The sequence below is a fragment of the Oharaeibacter diazotrophicus genome (genome assembly GCF_004362745.1).
In the GTDB taxonomy this organism is placed as follows: Bacteria; Pseudomonadota; Alphaproteobacteria; order Rhizobiales; family Pleomorphomonadaceae; genus Oharaeibacter; species Oharaeibacter diazotrophicus.
Window position 1 is genome coordinate 485,995 of the sequence record NZ_SNXY01000008.1, and the last position, 17,092, is coordinate 503,086.

Here is a 17,092-nt window from a genome sequence, read left to right on the forward strand (position 1 = left end):
GAATCGCCTCGAAAATACCGCCTCCCCGCCGGATGGCGAAAGAGTCCGCAAGCAGAGGGCACGCTGATTTCCCGCTTGACCGGGCGCGGGCGAAACACGTTCCTGATTTGTTCGTGGACAACACTGCACCCCGGACGAAGATCTTCGTCCGGGGTGCACGAGGGCCGGGTGGGCGACCGATGCCGACGCGGATCAGTAGCGGTAGTGCGAGGCCTTGAACGGGCCGGTCTGCGACACGCCGATGTAGGACGCCTGCTCGTCGGAGAGCTGGGTCAGCTTGGCGCCGAGCTTGGCGAGGTGCAGCGCGGCGACCTTCTCGTCGAGGTGCTTGGGCAGCACGTAGACCTTGTTCTCGTAGGCCGAACCGCGGGTCCACAGCTCGATCTGGGCCAGCGTCTGGTTGGAGAAGGACGCCGACATCACGAAGCTCGGGTGGCCGGTGGCGTTGCCGAGGTTCACCAGACGCCCCTCGGACAGGAGGATGATGCGCTTGCCGTCGGGGAACTCGACGAGGTCGACCTGCGGCTTGACGTTCTTCCACTTGTAATTGCGCAGCGACGAGACCTGGATCTCGTTGTCGAAGTGGCCGATGTTGCAGACGATCGCCATGTCCTTGAGCTTGCGCATGTGCTCGATGGTGACGACGTCCTTGTTGCCGGTCGCGGTGACGACGATGTCGGCGCGCGGGGCGGCGTCGTCGAGCGTCACCACCTCGAAGCCGTCCATGGCGGCCTGGAGGGCGCAGATCGGGTCGATCTCGGTGACGAGCACGCGCGCGCCCGAGCCGGCCAGCGACTGCGCCGAGCCCTTGCCGACGTCGCCGTAGCCGCAGACCACCGCGACCTTGCCGGCCATCATCACGTCGGTGCCGCGGCGGATGGCGTCCACCAGCGATTCGCGGCAGCCGTACTTGTTGTCGAACTTCGACTTGGTGACGCTGTCGTTGACGTTGATGGCCGGGAACGGCAGCTCGCCGCGCTCCTGCATCTGGTAGAGGCGCATCACGCCCGTGGTGGTCTCTTCCGAGACGCCGCGGATGGCGGCCTTGCAGCGCGAGTAGAAGGTCGGGTCCTTGGCGAGGCGGGCCTTGATCGTGGCGTAGAGATACTCCTCCTCCTCGCTCTTCGGATCGGCGAGCACGGAGGGATCCGTCTCGGCCTTGGAGCCGAGGATGACGAGCAGCGTGGCGTCGCCGCCGTCGTCGAGGATCATGTTGGCGGTCTCGCCGTCGCCCCAGTCGAGGATGCGGTCGGTGAAGGTCCAGTATTCCTTCAGCGTCTCGCCCTTGAAGGCGAACACCGGGATGCCGGCGGCGGCGATCGCCGCGGCGGCGTGGTCCTGGGTCGAGAAGATGTTGCAGGAGGCCCAGCGCAGGTCGGCGCCGAGCGCCTTCAGCGTCTCGATCAGCACGGCGGTCTGGATCGTCATGTGCAGCGAGCCGGCGATGCGGGCGCCCTTCAGCGGCTGCGCGGCGCGGTATTCCTCGCGCACGGCCATCAGGCCGGGCATCTCGATCTCGGCGATGTCGAGCTCGGTGCGGCCCCAGTCGGCGAGGCCGATGTCCTTGACGAGATAGTCGGTGAAGGCCATGGGCCGTACTCCAGGAGATTGAAACGGTGCATGCCGGCGGGCGCGCGTCGCCCCCGGCCTGGCGCCGGTTATAGGCCGGTCCGCCATCCATTTCAATCAGGACATAAAGATACCTTTATGTCCTCTGTATTCACCGGCCGGAAAGCATCGCCGCAGGCCCGCGACGGCCGGCCGTCACCACTCGCCGAGCTTCATGTCCGGCTGGTAGTCGACGCCCTCGACCTCCTTGACCACGGGCTGGCCGCAGATCACGCGGCCCTGGACCGGGTCGAAGGTGAGCGAAGCCGGGCCGGCGAGCTGCCAACCCTTGTTCAGCGCGGCGGTGACGCGGTGGCAGAAGGCGGCATCGTCGGGGCCGGTGAGGAAGCGGTAGAGTTTCATCGCGCAGGGAGTCCGGGAAGGGCACGGCAGGGCGCCGACCATGCCCGCGCCGCCCGCCGGCCGCAAGCGCCGCCGGTCCGCGCGGCCGGACGCGATCGCGTGAACGGCGGGCGGTCCGGCGATCCCCGCACCGAGCTCAGGCGACGCTGGCGGTCAGCTCGCGCTCGGCGATGGCGCGCATCAGCGTGAGCGTGCGCGCGGCCATCTCGGCGTGCAGCCGTTCGACCATGCGCCCGTCGACCCGGAGCGCGCCGACGCCGGCGGCCTCGGGCACGGCGAAGGCGGCGACGACGGTCTCGGCCCAGGCGACCTCGGTGGCCGAGGGCGTGAAGGTGCGGTTGGCGACCTCGATCTGGCGCGGGTGGATCAGCGTCTTGCCGTCGAAGCCCATGTCGCGGGCGCTGGCGCATTCGACGGCGAAGCCGGCCTCGTCGTCGAGGTCGTTGTAGACGCCGTCGACCACGGCGATGCCGTAGGCCCGCGCCGCGGCGACGGCGGTCATCAGCCAGGGCAGCATCGGCAGGCGGCCTGGAACGTGGCGGGCGCCGGTCTCCTTGGCGAGGTCGTTGGTGCCGAGCACGAAACCGGCGAGCCGCGAGCCCGGCTCGGCGGCGTGGGCGGCGATCTCGCGGATGTTGAGGATCGCCATCGGCGTCTCGATCATCGCCCACAGCCGGATCCGGCGCTCCGGGTCGGCGGCGTCGGCGACGGCGGAGGCCGCGGCGAGGTCGGCGGGCGAGGAAACCTTCGGCAGGAGGATGGCGTCGGGCGCGGCGGCGACGGCCGCGGCGAGGTCGGCGGCGCCCCAGGGCGTCGCCGGGCCGTTGACGCGCACCAGCACTTCGCGCGTGCCGAAGCCGCCGGCGCGGACCGCGTCGGCGACCTGGGTGCGGGCGACCTCCTTGGCGTCGGGCGCGACGGCGTCCTCGAGGTCGAGGATCAGCGCGTCCGACGGCAGGCTGCGCGCCTTGTCGAGGGCGCGGGCGTTGGAGCCGGGCATGTAGAGGACGCTGCGGCGCGGGCGGACGTCGGTCATGGCGGGGAATCCGGGACGGGTGGTCTTCTCGCGCCGCACAATAAGTGCGGTGATCGGGCCGGCCAATTGTCCATTCGGCGGCGTCGCTGACCCCGCGCCGTCCCCGCGAGGTCGCGTCGGGCGGCGCTGCGCGTGGTGTGACAAAAGCCACATCGGCCGCGACAGGTCGCCGGTATCCCTCGACGTCGAGGCAACCCGCCCCGCACCCGAAGGACCGACCGCCATGCTCACCCTCGTCGCCAGCCGCTCCGCCCACCCCGTCGTCGACGCCGGCCGCGCCGCGCCGGACAACCGCGCCGCGGTCGACCGCTGCCTCGCCGCCCTGCTCGACGCGATGCCGGCGGCGGCCTGCGTCGTCGCCGCCGACGAGGGCGTGCTCGCCGCCAACGAGCGCTTCGCCGACGGTCCGGACGTGCTCGCGGCCCTCGGCGGCCGCCTCGTCGCCGACGGCGCCGACAACGCCGCCCAGCTGCGCCGCCTGCTGCTCGAGGCCCGCGCCTCGGCCTCGGTCGGCGGCCGGGCGATCGCCAAGGCGGTGCTCCGGGTGCGCGGCGACGACCGGCCGGTGTTCGTGACCGCCCGGCCCTTCGCCGGCGGCCCCGCCCGCGCCGTGCTGGTGATGGTCGAGGATCTCGCCCGCCCGGCCCGCGCCGACCTCTCCGCCTCGCTCCGCCTGCTCGGCCTCACCCGCAGCGAGGCGCGCGTCGCCGCCACCGTCGGCGCCGGCCTGTCGCCGCGCGAGGCCGCCGAGGCGATCGGCTGCGCCGAGCAGAGCGTGCGCAGCGTGCTGAAGGCGGTGTTCGCCAAGCTCGGCATCCACAAGCAGGCCGAGCTCAACCGCATCGTCACCCGGCTCGAGGCGATGACCGCCGGCTGAGCGGCGGCACCCCCGCCGGGACGACGCGGATCAGGCGCGGGTGCGCCGAGCGTCGACGGCGGCGCAGGCGGCGGCGAAGGCGCCGTCGCGGTCGAGGTCGCTGGTGTCGATCACCACGGCGTCGTCGGCCGGGCGCAGCGGGGCGACGACACGGCCGCTGTCGCGGGCGTCGCGCTCGCGGACCTCCGCGAGGATGCGGTCGTAGTCGACCGCCCGCCCCTTGGCGAGGAGCTCGTCGGTGCGCCGGCGCGCGCGGACCTCGGCCGAGGCGGTGACGTAGAGCTTCACGTCGGCGTCCGGGCAGATCACGGTGCCGATGTCGCGGCCGTCGAGCACGGCCCCGCCGGGGCGGGCGGCGAAGGCGCGCTGGAACGCCACCAGCGCCTCGCGGACCGGCGGGTGGACCGCGACGCGCGAGGCGAGATCGCCGGCCTCGCGGCCGCGCAGGTCGCCGCCGAGGTGCTCGGGCGCGAGAGCCCGCGCGAAGGCGCCGGCCGCTGCGGGATCGTCGAGATCCGCGCCGGCGTCGGCCATGCGACGGCCGATCGCCCGATAGAGCAGGCCGGTGTCGAGATAGGGCAGGCCGTAGTGGGCGGCGAGGCGTTCGGCGAGCGTTCCCTTGCCCGCGGCCGCGGGCCCGTCGATGGCGATGATCACGGCGTTCCCTTCTCCACGGCGCCCCGGTCCCGATAGCACCGCCCGGCGCGGACCGGCAAGCGTCGCCCCCACGCCCGCGGCGGTGGGGCGACTTCCTGCGCCGGCTCAGCCCTCGGCGGGCTCGAACACGGCGCCGGCGCCGGTCATCAGCGCCTCGAAGGTCGGGAAGGAGGTCGCGATCATCGCGGCGTCGTCGACCGTCACGGGCGCGCGGGCGACGAGGCCGAGGATCAGGAAGCTCATGGCGATGCGGTGGTCGAGATGCGTCGCGACGAGGCCGCCGCCCGGCACGGCGCCGCCGCGCACCACCAGGAAGTCGTGGCCCTCGGTGCAGTCGACGCCGTTGGCGAGGAGGCCGGCGGCCACCGCGGCGAGCCGGTCCGATTCCTTCACCCGCATCTCCTCGAGGCCGAGCATCCGCGTCTCGCCGGCGGCGACCGCGGCGGCGACCGAGAGCACCGGATACTCGTCGATCATCGACGGCGCCCGCTCGGCCGGGACGGTGACGCCGCTGAGGTCGGCGTGGCGGACGCGCAGGTCCGCGAGCTTCTCGCCGCCGGTCTCCCGCTCGGCGACCACCGTGATGTCGGCGCCCATTTCGAGGAGGGTTTCGATCAGGCCGATCCGCGCCGGGTTCATCAGCACGCCCTCGACGACGACGTCGGAGCCCGGCACCACCGTGGCGGCGACGATCGGGAAGGCGGCCGACGACGGATCGGCCGGCACCGTCACCGCCTGCGCCTTCAGCTCGGGCCGGCCCTCGAGGCGGATCGTGCGGACGCCGTCGGCGTCGGTGGCGACCTCGATGGCGGCCCCGAAGCCGGCGAGCATGCGCTCGGTGTGGTCGCGGGTGAACACCGGCTCGACCACGGTGGTGACGCCCGGCGTGCCGAGGCCGGCGAGCAGAACGGCCGACTTCACCTGCGCCGAGGCCATCGGCACCCGGTAGGTGATCGGCAGCGGGGTGTCGGGGCCGCGCATGGTCAGCGGCAGCCGGCCGCCCGAGCGGGCGATCACCTCGACGCCCATGGCGCCGAGCGGGTCGAGCACGCGGCGCATCGGCCGCTTCACCAGCGAGGCGTCGCCGGTGAAGGTGACGGCGATCGGCTGGGAGGCGACGAGGCCCATGGTGAGGCGGACGCCGGTGCCGGCGTTGCCGAAGTCGATCACGCCGGTCGGCTCGAGCAGGCCGCCGACGCCGAGGCCGCGGACGCGCCAGCAGCCGTCGTCGCCCTTCTCGACCGAGGCGCCGAGCGCGCGCATCGCGGCGGCGGTGTTCAGCACGTCCTCGGCCTCGAGCAGGCCCTCGATCACCGTCTCGCCGAGGGCGACGGCGCCGAGCATCAGCGAACGGTGGGAGATCGACTTGTCCCCGGGCACGCGCAGGCTGCCGGCGAGCGGGCCCGAGGCGCGGGCGCGGAGGGGACGGGAGGCGGCGTGGGAGCCCATGGGTCTGTCGAGGCCTTCGAGCGGAGCCCCCGGACGGCGATCCCGCGGGGGGTGCGTGGAACGATCGGGCCCGCCTCTAGCACGCGCGCGGGGCGGCGTCGACGTTTCCGGCCGCCGCAGCCGGCTTTCCGGGGATTTCTGATTTGACGGGGCGGCGGAATTGGGTCTATCTGCGGCCCCGATTTCCCTGGACACGAGAGGCCCCTCCGTGGCGAAACCCGAACTTGGGACCAAGCGCCTCTGCCCGAGCTGCGGCGCCAAGTACTACGACCTCAACCACAGCCCGATCCTCTGCCCGCGCTGCGGATCGCCCTTCGACCCGCACATGGTCGCCAAGGCCCGCCCGGCGGCGGCGGCCGAGGAGGAGGAGGACGAGCGCGAGGAGGACGAGGACGTCGGCATCAGCCCGGAGTTCGTGCCCCTCGAGGAGGCCGAGGAGGCCGACGGCGACGACGTCCCCGACATCGAGGACGCCGAGATCGAGGACGACGGCGAGGACGACACCTTCCTCGAGGCCGAGGACGAGGAGGACGGCGACGTCTCCGACATCATCGGCGACGTGCCCGACGAGGAAGAGCGCTGACCACGGCGGCGGCCCGCCCGGCGCGATTCGCGTGACGGCGGGCCGGTTTCCCGGCGAATCCAGGGGGCGCCCTCCGCATGGGGGGCGCCCCTTTCGTTTGCCGGGGAGGCAGCGGCCGTCCTCCTCGCGCCGTCGGCGCCGCGGAAAACCGGCTCTCGCACGCGGCGCGAAAAAAGGACTTGATCGACGTCGGAATGCCCCGTATATCCCGCCGCGTCGAGCCGGAACCCAAGCCGGCGGCGCCCTCGGGCGAAAGACGAAAGCGAAGCCGGATCAACACCGGCGACGACCTCAGTGTGGGGCCATAGCTCAGTTGGGAGAGCGCTTGAATGGCATTCAAGAGGTCAGGGGTTCGACTCCCCTTGGCTCCACCAACTCTCTCTTGCAGAGAGCATATCTCAAGAAAATCAGCGGCTTAGCCGAAAGTTGGAACGGGTGCGTACCCGGGATCGCTTCCCGTTCGGGTATCCGGCGAGGGAGCCGCGCGCGATCGCCGGTCATTGCTTCCCGCCCGACTTGTCGTCGGATCTCGTTCCCTATTTCAAACGGATCCGTCGACGGGACGCCCGTAATCGGGCGCATCCATCAATGTGCCCCCCCCCGCGTTTTGCGCGATATCACAAGTGCAAAATCGGAACACAGCCGACATTTCCGGAAATCCTCGTCGACCACAATCCGGTCTTCGTCCGAGATGATACCGATTGCCTCCGCGGCCGAGAATATCCATTCATCGCTCACGTAATTTGCACAGTTCGATCGCAATGCGCGCGAAATCTCCTCAGCCTCGTCGGCGGAGAATTCATTGATTTCCCTGGCGATCATCGAAACGAGATAAAATCCGTACTCCGTTCCGAAAAATCTCGGGTCCCGGAGGCACGACATGATCAAGTACTTCGCTCGACCTGTCGTTGTCGTGTCACTGAGATATAGATCTACGGATACCACGATCGACGTCGCCGCGTCCTCCGACGTGGCGAGATCACCGATGACACCTTCGACGCTGAAACCCATCATCGCCCCATTCCTGCGGCGACGCGGGCCCCGTGGCCGGCCCGACTGCCGCGAAGCCGCATAGCCGCCGGCCCCGTGCGGCCGGCGAAGCGCGAAGAGCCCGGACACGTGGAATGCCGCCCCCGACCGGTCCGAGCGTAACAGGCCGGATGCGATGGACAAGGGTGGGAGAGCGCACTGGCGATGCCGATTTGCCGACGAGGCCGCGCTCTCGCGCCGAGTCCAGGGGCCGGACCAACGGGGTGCGAAGCTCGACGTCGGCGTACGCGTCACCGCGAGCTGCTCCCCAATCGGTTGGCAGCACGCTCACCACGCTGCGACCCCCGAGCCGCCGTCGGACGAACCGGCCGCGAAAGGTGGTCGACCGTCACCCGACAGGTCGCGATGTCCCCGCCGTTCGCCACGTCGGGCATCGGGTCGCACGGCCGGACGTATCCGACCGATGCAGTGCCGGCTCCGTCGGTTTCCCGTGTCGGGCCGGCGCGGCGGACGTTCCACGTGGAACAGCCGCGGCGCCGGCGCACCGGATCAGGCGGCGGCGACCTCGGCGGCCTCGAGGGCGATCGCGGCGGACTGGATGATCGCGGCGTAGCGCACCGCCGTCTGGATCTCTTCGACCGGCATGCCGCCCTCGCGCAGCGCCGCCACGTGGGCGTCGATGCACTGGCCGCAGCCATTGATCGCCGAGACGGCGAGCGACCACAGCTCGAAGTCCAGCTTGTCGACGCCGGGGTTGGCGAGGACGTTCATCCGCAGCCGCGCCGGCAGCGTGCGGAAGGTCTGGTCCGAGGCGAGGTGCAGGAAGCGGTAGTAGACGTTGTTCATGCCCATGATCGCCGCGGCCGACTTCGCGGCGGCGGCCTCGGCGGGCGCCAGCTTGCCCTCGGCCTCGGCGGCGAGGGCGTCGCGCACCAGCGGATTGCGCGAGGCGATGCCGCAGGCCAGGAACAGGCCGTATTTCCGGCGCGGCGTCAGCGACTCGTCGCCGGCCATGGTGGAAAGGTTGAGCCGCACGTCCTTGGCAAAGTCGGGAATGCGGCCCTTCAGGGTCTCGATGCTCATGGGATCTGGCCTTCTCGGCGGCGCGGGATCGGAGCGCCGGCCCCGGACGGGTCGACGCTCGCGGGGAGGAACGGCCGGCGGCGAGGCGCCGGCCGCGTCGGGGCTTCGAGAGGTTCCGGCCATATGGCCGGCGCCCGGTCGAGCGCTCCTCGCCCTCGAAAGGTCCGCCAAGGCGGAACTTTCGAGGGTTCGGTGTCAGGCCGCCTGCAGGGTGGCGCCGCCGACCTCGCGGTTGCACGGGCAGAGCTCGTCGGTCTGCAGCGCGTCGAGGACGCGGAGCGTGTCCTTGGGGGCGCGGCCGACGTTGAGGTTGGTGGCGTAGACGTGCTGGATGGTGCCGTCCGGATCGACCACGAAGGTGTAGCGGTAGGCGACACCGTCGGGCGAGCGGACGCCGAGGCCGTCGACCAGCGAGCCGTTGGTGTCGGCGAATTGCCAGATCGGCAGGCGGTCGAGGTCCTTGTGGTCGCGCCGCCAGGCCAGCTTGACGAACTCGTTGTCGGTGGAGCCGCCGAGCACGACGGCGTCGCGGTCGGAGAACTCGCCGGCGAGCCGGGCGAACTCCGCGATCTCCGTCGGGCAGACGAAGGTGAAGTCCTTCGGGTAGAAGAAGATCACCTTCCACTTGCCCGGAAAGCTCTCGTCGGTGATCTCCTCGAAGGCGCTCTCGCCGTTCTCGAGGTGGGCGTTGAAGCCGGGCTTGACGCCGGTGACCTTGAAGGCGGGCAGTTTCTGGCCGATGCCGAGCATGGGAACGTCCTCTGGTTCGAGGCCCCGGGAGGAGGGGCGGAAGGTCGTGGCGAGCCTTTCAAGCAAGGGGCGGGCCGCGGTGCAAGAGTGCCGGGCCGGATCTTGCTGCGATGCGGTAGCGGAACGCACGTCCTTCGTCGCATCGTGCGTCGAGAGGTCACACCGACGATGACGTTCGCACGGACGCAGACCTCGTCGGCATCCGTGTTCTCCCGGATGCGCACGGTGCCGTCGTCATCTTGATATCGCATCGCAGCAGGCGGAGATCGAAGGCGACGATTGCCTTTCCTCTCGCTGGCGACGACTCGTTTTTACTTATCGACGGGAAATCTTCTTCTCGGTATGTCGGTGACGAGATGTGGCGTGATCGCTTCTCCGAGCGCATCGAAGCCGCCGCTCGACCTTCGCCGGCGCAGCAAACCCTCCGATCAGTCGACCGCCCGACGGTCGCCGGCGAGCAGCAGGTCGATCGCCTCGGCGCGGATGTCCGACGCGACACGTCGGGCGATGTCGCCAAGCTCACGCAGGTCGTCGGCGAGCGGGCTGCTGCGGCGCCAGACGAGGCCGACGGTGCGCGTCGGCCTGGGCTCGCCGAGGCGGGCGAGCGACACGTCGGCCGACCGGGTCTCGACACAGAGCGCGGTTTCCGGCACCAGGGTGACGCCGATGCCGGCACCGACCATCTGCACCAGCGTCGACAGCGAACTGCCCTCCATCAGATCGCGCGGCGCGCGCAGCGGCGACAGGTTGCAGAAGGCGAGCGCCTGATCGCGGAAGCAATGGCCCTCCTCGAGCAGCAAGAGGCGCATCTCGCGCAGCTTCGCCGCGCTCGGCACCGGACGCCGGGCGTCGGCGGCGGGGCGCACCAGCACGAATTCCTCCTCGAGCAGCGCCATCTCGACCAGGAAGGGCTCGGAGGTCGGCAGCGCCACGATCGCCGCGTCGAGGCGCGCCTCCACGAGGTCCTCGATCAGCTTGCGCGTCACCGCCTCGCGCGGGCGGACGTCGAGGCCCGGATAGGCGCGCGCCAGTTCGCCGACGAGGGCGGGCAGGAGATAGGGGGCGACGGTCGGGATCACGCCGATCCGGAGCCGGCCCATCAGCGGCGCCTGCGACATCCGCGCGAGGTCGCCGAGTTCGTCGACGGCGCGCAGGATGCCGCGGGCGCGTTCGGCGAAGGCCTCGCCGAGCCCGGTCAGTCGAATCTGGCGGGCGGTGCGCTCGACCAGCGGCGCGCCGACCAGTTCCTCGAGCTCCTTGATCTGCATCGACAGCGCCGGCTGCGTCACCGCGCAGTGCTCGGCGGCCCGGCCGAAATGGCCGGCGCGCGCGAGGGCGTCGAAATAGCGGAGGTGTTTCATGGTGATCGGCGTCATCAGCGCATCTGATCGGATCGGTCAGAAAATGCAATTGTCCTTTATCGGAACCGTTTGCTATCCCTCCCGCACCGACACCGTGGCGGGCCGTTCGGCTCGTCGGGTACGACGGCGGCATCGCGACAAATCTGCAGAGAAGCGCGACCGGGCCTTGTCCCCAGGAGGCAGTCATGGATGGAAGCGGCGTTAAACCGGCCGGCAAGTGCCCGGTGATGCACGGGAGTCTGACCAAGTCGAGCGAGAGCGCGACGTCCTGGTGGCCGAATGCACTCAACCTCGACATCCTGCACCAGCACGACACCAAGACGAACCCGCTGAAGGGCTTCTCCTACCGCGAGGCCGTCCGGACGCTCGACTTCGACGCCATCAAGCGCGACGTCCACGCCCTGATGACCGAGAGCCAGGCCTGGTGGCCGGCCGACTGGGGCCACTACGGCGGGCTGATGATCCGCATGGCCTGGCATTCCGCCGGCACCTACCGCATCGCCGACGGCCGCGGCGGCGGCGGCACCGGCACGCAGCGCTTCGCGCCGCTGAACTCCTGGCCCGACAACGTCAGCCTGGACAAGGCGCGCCGCCTGCTGTGGCCGATCAAGAAGAAGTACGGCAACAAGATCAGCTGGGCCGACCTGATGATCCTGGCCGGCACCGTCGCCTACGAGTCGATGGGCCTGAAGACGTTCGGCTTCGCCTTCGGCCGCGAGGACGTCTGGCACCCCGAAAAGGACATCTACTGGGGCGCCGAGAAGGAGTGGCTCGCCCCCTCCGACGGCCGCTACGAGAACGTCGACGAGCCCTCCACCATGGAGAACCCGCTCGCCGCGGTCCAGATGGGCCTGATCTACGTCAACCCCGAGGGCGTCAACGGCAAGCCGGACCCGCTGAAGACGGCGGCGCAGGTGCGCGAGACCTTCGCCCGCATGGCGATGAACGACGAGGAGACCGTCGCGCTCACCGCCGGCGGCCACACCGTCGGCAAGGCGCACGGCAATGGCGACGCCAAGCTCTTGGGCGCGAGTCCGGAGGGCGCCGACGTCACCGAGCAGGGCTTCGGCTGGGCCAACCCGGGCGCCACCGGCAAGGGCCGCCACACCGTGACCTCGGGCATCGAGGGCGCCTGGACGACCCATCCGACCAAGTGGGACAACGGCTACTTCTACCTGCTGTTCACCTACGACTGGGAGCTGCGCAAGTCCCCGGCCGGCGCGTGGCAGTGGGAGCCGATCGGCATCAAGGAAGAGGACAAGCCGGTCGACGTGGAGGATCCCTCGATCCGCTACAACCCGATCATGACCGACGCCGACATGGCGATGGTCAAGGATCCGGCCTACCGCGCCATATCCGAGCGCTTCTACGCCGACCCCGCCTACTTCAGCGAGGTGTTCGCCCGCGCCTGGTTCAAGCTGACCCATCGCGACATGGGTCCGAAGACCCGCTACATCGGGCCGGACGTGCCCGCCGAGGACCTGATCTGGCAGGATCCGGTGCCGGCCGGCCGCACCGACTACGACGTCGCGGCGGTGAAGGCGAAGATCGCGGCTTCCGGCCTCTCGGTCGCCGAACTGGTCGCCACCGCCTGGGACAGCGCCCGCACCTTCCGCGGTTCGGACATGCGCGGCGGCGCCAACGGCGCCCGCATCCGCCTCGCCCCGCAGAAGGACTGGGAGGGCAACGAGCCGGCCCGCCTCGCCAAGGTGCTGGCGGTGCTGGAGCCGATCGCGGCGGCGACCGGCGCCAGCGTCGCCGACGTGATCGTCCTGGCCGGCAACGTCGGCGTCGAGCAGGCGGCCAAGGCGGCGGGCCACGACGTGACGGTGCCGTTCGCGCCGGGTCGCGGCGACGCCACCGACGCCACCACCGACGCGGCGAGCTTCGCGCCGCTGGAGCCGATCCACGACGGCTTCCGCAACTGGCAGAAGAAGGACTACGTGGTCAGCCCCGAGGAACTGCTGCTCGACCGGGCGCAGCTGATGGGCCTGACAGCACCCGAGACGACCGTCCTGATCGGCGGCCTCCGGGTGATCGGCGCCAACTACGGCGGCTCGAAGCAGGGCGTCCTCACCGACCGAGAGGGCGCGCTGACGACGGACTTCTTCGTCAACCTGACCGACATGGGCAACAGCTGGCACAAGGCCGACGGCGTCGGCTACGTCATCGTCGACCGCGCCACCGGCGCGCCGAAGTGGACGGCCTCCCGTGTCGACCTCGTGTTCGGGTCGAACTCGGTGCTGCGCTCCTACGCCGAGGTCTACGCCCAGGACGACAACGCCGGCAAGTTCGTCGAGGACTTCGTGGCGGCCTGGGTCAAGGTGATGAACGCCGACCGCTTCGACCTCGTGCCCTGACGGGAACGGGCCGCCGGCAGGTCCCGACGGGCCTGCCGGCGGCGACGAATGCGACAGAGCCCGGCCGTGCGAACGGCCGGGCTTTTCGTTCTGGTCGATCACGATGCCGTCCCGGACGATTCGTCCGGGCCCGCCCGCCGCTCAGCCCGGCGCGAAGGCGGCGAGCTGGCCGACGTAGGGCTTGGGGATCGCGGGGGCGTAGGTGCCGCGCTTGGAGGTGCGGCGGCCGAGCCGGGCGAGGCCCTCGGCGACGGTGACGGCCGCGGAGACGCCGTCGATCACCGGCACGCCGAACGTCTCCTGAAGGCGGTCGGCGAGGTCGGCCATGCCGGCGCAGCCGAGGCAGATCGCCTCGGCGCCGCCGTCGAGCGCGCGGGTGATCTCGGCCTCGATCCGAGCGCGGGCGTCGGAGGCCGGGTCCTCGAGGGCGAGCACCGGGATGTCGGCGGCGTACACCTTCACGCGCTCGGCGAAGCCGTAGCGGTGCACGAGTTCGGTCATCGGCACGATCGCCCGGCCGAGCGTCGTCACCACGGCGATGCGCTTGGCGAGCGGGGAGGCCGCGAGCAGCGCGGCTTCGCAGATGCCGATCACCGGGATGGCGACGCGGCAGCGCGCCGCCTCGACCCCGGTGTCGTCGAAGCAGGCGACGATCAGGGCGGCGAAGCCCTGCGCCTCCGCCTCGACCGCGGCGGTGATCACGCCGGGCACGGCGAAGGCCTCGTCGTAGTAGCCCTCGATCGAGACCGGCCCCATCGACGAGGTGCGTGCGACCACGGTTGTACCGGGGCCGGCGGCGGCGCGGGCGGCGACGCCGATGGTCTCGGTCATCGACGCCGTGGTGTTGGGGTTGAGGACGAGGATCTTCATCTGGCGGCGCGGGCCCGGCGGCGGTTGACGAGGGCGATCGCGGCGAGCGCGCCGAGGATCACGGTGAAGGAGAAGGCGGTGGTCACGGTGCCGAGGGCGTAGAGCACCGGCGTCGTGACGTTGGTGGTCATGCCGTAGATCTCGAGCGGCAGCGTGTTGAACGAGCCGGCGGTCATCAGCGTGCGCGCGAACTCGTCGTAGGACAGCGAGAAGCCGAAGAGGCCGACGCCGACCAGCGGCGGCGTGATCATCGGCAGCACCACGTGGACGAAGGTCTGCCAGGGCGAGGCGCCGAGGTCGCGGGCGGCCTCCTCGTAGGCGGGCGAGAAGCGGTTGAACACCGCGAACATGATCAGGAGGCCGAAGGGCAGCGTCCAGGTCAGGTGGGCGCCGAAGGCCGAGGAGTACCATTGCGGCCGGAGGCCCGTGACCTGGAACAACAGGCCGATGCCGAGCGAAACCAGGATCGAGGGCACCACGAGGCTGGCGATCGCGAGGTAGAACAGCGCCGCCGACCCGACGAAGCGGCGGCGGAAGGCGAGGCCGCCGAGCAGCGACACCACCACCGTCGTCACCATCACCATCAGGCCGAGCACGAAGGAGCGGGTGAACGAGCCGCCGAAGTCGCCGACCGCCTGCTTTTCGAACAGGTTGCCGAACCAGTGCAGCGACGCCCCGTTCATCGGGAAGGTCAGGCCTCCGTCCGGGCCCTGGAAGGACAGGATGACGATGGTCGACAGCGGCCCGTACAGGAACAGCACGAACAGGGCGAAGAAGGCCGCGAGGGCGTAGAAGCCGGGGCCGCGTTTCTCGGAGTTCATGGCCTCAGAGCTCCTTGCGGATGTCGACGATCCGGAGGATGCCGGCGACGATGATCAGGACCACGGCGAGCAGCACCACCGCGTTGGCCGCCGCGGCCGGGTACTGCAGCAGGCTCATCTGGTTGGCCATCATCAGGCCGACCGAGGCCGACTGTCCGCCGGACATGAAGCGGACGGTGACGAAGTCGCCCATCACCAGGGTGACGACGAAGATCGAGCCGATGGCGATGCCGGGCTTGGCGAGCGGCAGGATCACGTTCCAGAGGATCTGGGCGCCGGAGGCGCCGGCGTCGCGGGCGGCCTCGATCAGCGCGCGGTCGACGCGCATCAGGGTGTTGAAGATCGGCGTCACCATGAAGAGCGTGTAGAGGTGCACCATGGCGAGCACGACCGCGAATTCCGAGAACAGCAGGAACTCGAGCGGCTGCGAGACGACGCCGAGATGCATCAGCATCTGGTTCAGGAGCCCGTTGCGGCCGAGGAACGGGATCCACGAGATCATGCGGATGATGTTCGAGGTCAGGAAGGGCACGGTGCAGATCAGGAACAGCACCAGCTGCATGCCGACCGAACGGACGTGGAAGGCGAGGAAATAGGCCACCCAGAATCCGATCGCCAGCGTCAGCACCCAGACGATCACGGCGAACTTGATGGTGTTGAGATAGATCTTCCAGGTCACCCAGGAGAACAGCGTCTCCTCGTAGTTGAAGGTGACGAAATCCGGGTAGATGCGGATCGAATCGTAGTCCCAGAAGCTCACCATCACGATGGTGAGCAGCGGCACGAGCAGGAACACCCCGAGGATCGCCGCCAGCGGCGTCGCCTGGAGATAGGGCGCGATGCGGGAGGCGAGGGTCATGGGCGCCTGCGGGTCCGTGGAGGGAGGGGCCCGGGGCGGCCGGCGGCCGCCCCGGGAAAGCGGCGTCAGGCCGCGATGAACTCGTTCCAGCGGCGGACCATGTAGCGGTCCTCGTCCATCACCGAGTTCCAGCAGGCGACCTTGCCCATGCGGTCGTAGAAGGAGCCGCCGTCGCGCACCGCACCGGCCTTCTCCATGACCTTGCCCTCGGGCGAGAGGATGTCCTTCTCGGCCGGCTTGCCTTCCATCCAGAAGGCCCACTCGTAGGGCTCCATGAACTGCTTGGCGGTGTCGAGACAGGCCGAGTAGTAGCCCTGGCGGTTGAGGTAGGCGCCGACCCAGCCCGACATGTACCAGTTGATGTACTCGTAGGCGGCTTCGAGCTCGAGGCCGGAGAGGTGCTTGGCGATGCCGATGCCGCCGCCCCAGGCGCGGTAGCCCTCTTCGAGCGGCTGGTAGACGCAGGGGATGCCCTTGGAGCGGACGGCGGCGACGGCCGGCGACCACATCGACTGGATCACCACCTCGCCCGAGGCCATCAGGTTGACCGACTCGTCGAAGGTCTTCCAGAAGGCGCGGAACTGGCCGCCCTTCTTCATTTCGATCAGGAAGTCGATCGTCTTGTCGATCTCTTCCTTGGTCATGTTGCCCTTGTCGGCGTACTTGATCTGGCCGGCGGACTCCATGATCATCGCCGCGTCCATGATGCCGATGGACGGGATGTTCAGGATCGAGGTCTTGCCCTTGAAGGCGGGATCGAGGATGTCCTTCCAGTTCTTGATCGGACGACCGACGAGATCCGGACGGATGCCGAGGGTGTCGGCGTTGTAGATCGTCGGGATCATGGTGAGCCAGTTGGTCGGCTCCTTGGCGAACTCGACCGAATCCGCGCCGGTGACGAAGCCGACGGTGTGCGGCGCCGTGCCCTGGGCGATGGTGCTCTCCGGCGTCAGCTTGCCGTTGATGAACAGCGGCACGAGCTTGTCGTAGTACTTCATCTTCGACACGTCGAGCGGTTGCATGACGCCGGCCGGGAAGACCTTCTTGCAGATCCAGTATTCGATGTCGGCGATGTCGTAGCTGTCCGGCTGGGTGACGGCGCGCTGCGAGACGGCGTCGGAGTCGAGCGCGGTCATCTGGAGCGTGAAGCCGAGGTCTTCCTTGCACTTCTCGGCGATGGCGTTGATGTTCGACACGCCGGTGCCGAACTGGCGCAGCGTGACGTCCTTGATGTTCTGCGCCCAGATCGTCGGGAAGCCGGTGATGGCGCCCGAACCGGCGGCGACGCCGACGGCGGCGGCACCGGTCTTGAGCAGCGCGCGGCGCGAAAGGCCCTTGGTCTCGGGCGTCCTGGTGGTGTCGGTCATCGATTGATCCCCTGCTCTCGTCTCGACGGGGCGCGTTCCGCCCCTCCCCTCTCGACCT

The 17,092-nt window shown here is 70.0% G+C and carries 16 protein-coding genes and 1 tRNA gene; 4 read left to right on the forward strand and 13 right to left on the reverse strand.

The window, feature by feature from the left end; genetic code table 11:
- Positions 1–192 precede the first annotated feature (192 nt).
- The 3 genes from ahcY to EDD54_RS14525 form a co-directional block, all read right to left on the reverse strand.
- The gene (ahcY, locus tag EDD54_RS14515; protein ID WP_126540326.1) at positions 193–1,590 is read right to left on the reverse strand and encodes an adenosylhomocysteinase; all 1,398 of its coding nucleotides are present in this window, start codon (positions 1,588–1,590) and stop codon (positions 193–195) included.
- 174 nt (positions 1,591–1,764) lie between these two features.
- A complete protein-coding gene (locus EDD54_RS14520; RefSeq protein WP_126540327.1) occupies positions 1,765–1,971 on the reverse strand; it encodes a DUF1737 domain-containing protein in 207 nt (68 codons plus the stop codon).
- Positions 1,972–2,107: 136 nt separating this feature from the next.
- Positions 2,108–3,007: an HpcH/HpaI aldolase/citrate lyase family protein gene (locus EDD54_RS14525; RefSeq protein WP_126540328.1), complete on the reverse strand. Its 900-nt coding sequence runs from the start codon at positions 3,005–3,007 to the stop codon at positions 2,108–2,110.
- Positions 3,008–3,230: 223 nt separating this feature from the next.
- Here EDD54_RS14525 and EDD54_RS14535 point away from each other — a divergent pair, with 223 nt between their 5' ends.
- Complete coding sequence (locus tag EDD54_RS14535; RefSeq protein WP_126540329.1) at positions 3,231–3,884, forward strand: helix-turn-helix transcriptional regulator; 654 nt, start codon at positions 3,231–3,233, stop codon at positions 3,882–3,884.
- Between the two features lie 30 nt (positions 3,885–3,914).
- On the opposite strand, the gene EDD54_RS14540 is transcribed toward EDD54_RS14535, so the two are convergent.
- Together EDD54_RS14540 and aroA are read right to left on the reverse strand one after the other, a co-directional pair.
- The gene (locus EDD54_RS14540; protein WP_126540330.1) at positions 3,915–4,541 is read right to left on the reverse strand and encodes a (d)CMP kinase; all 627 of its coding nucleotides are present in this window, start codon (positions 4,539–4,541) and stop codon (positions 3,915–3,917) included.
- Between the two features lie 105 nt (positions 4,542–4,646).
- Positions 4,647–5,990 carry a 3-phosphoshikimate 1-carboxyvinyltransferase gene (gene aroA / locus EDD54_RS14545; protein ID WP_126540331.1) on the reverse strand — a complete coding sequence of 448 codons (1,344 nt, stop codon included), beginning with the start codon at positions 5,988–5,990 and terminating at the stop codon, positions 4,647–4,649.
- Positions 5,991–6,198: 208 nt separating this feature from the next.
- On the opposite strand from aroA, the gene EDD54_RS14550 reads away from it, so the two are divergent.
- Positions 6,199–6,573, forward strand: coding sequence for a TIGR02300 family protein (locus EDD54_RS14550; RefSeq protein ID WP_126540332.1), 375 nt, complete (start codon positions 6,199–6,201; stop codon positions 6,571–6,573).
- A 298-nt stretch (positions 6,574–6,871) separates the two neighbouring features.
- Positions 6,872–6,947: transfer RNA gene (locus tag EDD54_RS14555), tRNA-Ala, on the forward strand.
- Between the two features lie 211 nt (positions 6,948–7,158).
- Here the strand turns inward: EDD54_RS14555 and EDD54_RS14560 are convergent.
- The 4 genes from EDD54_RS14560 to EDD54_RS14575 all read right to left on the reverse strand — a co-directional run bounded on the left by EDD54_RS14560 (position 7,159) and on the right by EDD54_RS14575 (position 10,772).
- Positions 7,159–7,587 (reverse strand): hypothetical protein, encoded by a 429-nt coding sequence (locus EDD54_RS14560; protein WP_126540333.1) that lies wholly within the window; start codon positions 7,585–7,587, stop codon positions 7,159–7,161.
- Between the two features lie 525 nt (positions 7,588–8,112).
- Positions 8,113–8,646 carry an alkylhydroperoxidase, AhpD family gene (ahpD, locus tag EDD54_RS14565; RefSeq protein WP_126540334.1) on the reverse strand — a complete coding sequence of 178 codons (534 nt, stop codon included), beginning with the start codon at positions 8,644–8,646 and terminating at the stop codon, positions 8,113–8,115.
- Positions 8,647–8,841: 195 nt separating this feature from the next.
- On the reverse strand, positions 8,842–9,396 hold the full coding sequence (locus EDD54_RS14570; RefSeq protein WP_126540335.1) for a peroxiredoxin: 555 nt from the start codon (positions 9,394–9,396) through the stop codon (positions 8,842–8,844).
- Between the two features lie 428 nt (positions 9,397–9,824).
- Positions 9,825–10,772 carry a hydrogen peroxide-inducible genes activator gene (locus tag EDD54_RS14575; RefSeq protein ID WP_126540336.1) on the reverse strand — a complete coding sequence of 316 codons (948 nt, stop codon included), beginning with the start codon at positions 10,770–10,772 and terminating at the stop codon, positions 9,825–9,827.
- 170 nt (positions 10,773–10,942) lie between these two features.
- Here EDD54_RS14575 and katG point away from each other — a divergent pair, with 170 nt between their 5' ends.
- Entirely contained in the window at positions 10,943–13,117 is a 2,175-nt protein-coding gene (gene katG, locus EDD54_RS14580; protein WP_126540337.1) for a catalase/peroxidase HPI, read from the forward strand.
- A 141-nt stretch (positions 13,118–13,258) separates the two neighbouring features.
- On the opposite strand, the gene EDD54_RS14585 is transcribed toward katG, so the two are convergent.
- From EDD54_RS14585 to EDD54_RS14600, 4 genes are all read right to left on the reverse strand, one after another.
- On the reverse strand, positions 13,259–13,987 hold the full coding sequence (locus EDD54_RS14585; protein ID WP_126540338.1) for an aspartate/glutamate racemase family protein: 729 nt from the start codon (positions 13,985–13,987) through the stop codon (positions 13,259–13,261).
- Positions 13,984–14,808, reverse strand: a complete 825-nt coding sequence (locus EDD54_RS14590; protein WP_126540339.1) for an ABC transporter permease — start codon at positions 14,806–14,808, stop codon at positions 13,984–13,986. The genes EDD54_RS14585 and EDD54_RS14590 overlap by 4 nt, the downstream gene beginning before the upstream one ends.
- 4 nt (positions 14,809–14,812) lie before the next feature.
- Positions 14,813–15,667, reverse strand: coding sequence for an ABC transporter permease (locus EDD54_RS14595; RefSeq protein ID WP_126540340.1), 855 nt, complete (start codon positions 15,665–15,667; stop codon positions 14,813–14,815).
- A gap of 65 nt (positions 15,668–15,732) precedes the next feature.
- Positions 15,733–17,034 (reverse strand): ABC transporter substrate-binding protein, encoded by a 1,302-nt coding sequence (locus EDD54_RS14600; RefSeq protein WP_126540341.1) that lies wholly within the window; start codon positions 17,032–17,034, stop codon positions 15,733–15,735.
- Positions 17,035–17,092 lie beyond the last annotated feature (58 nt).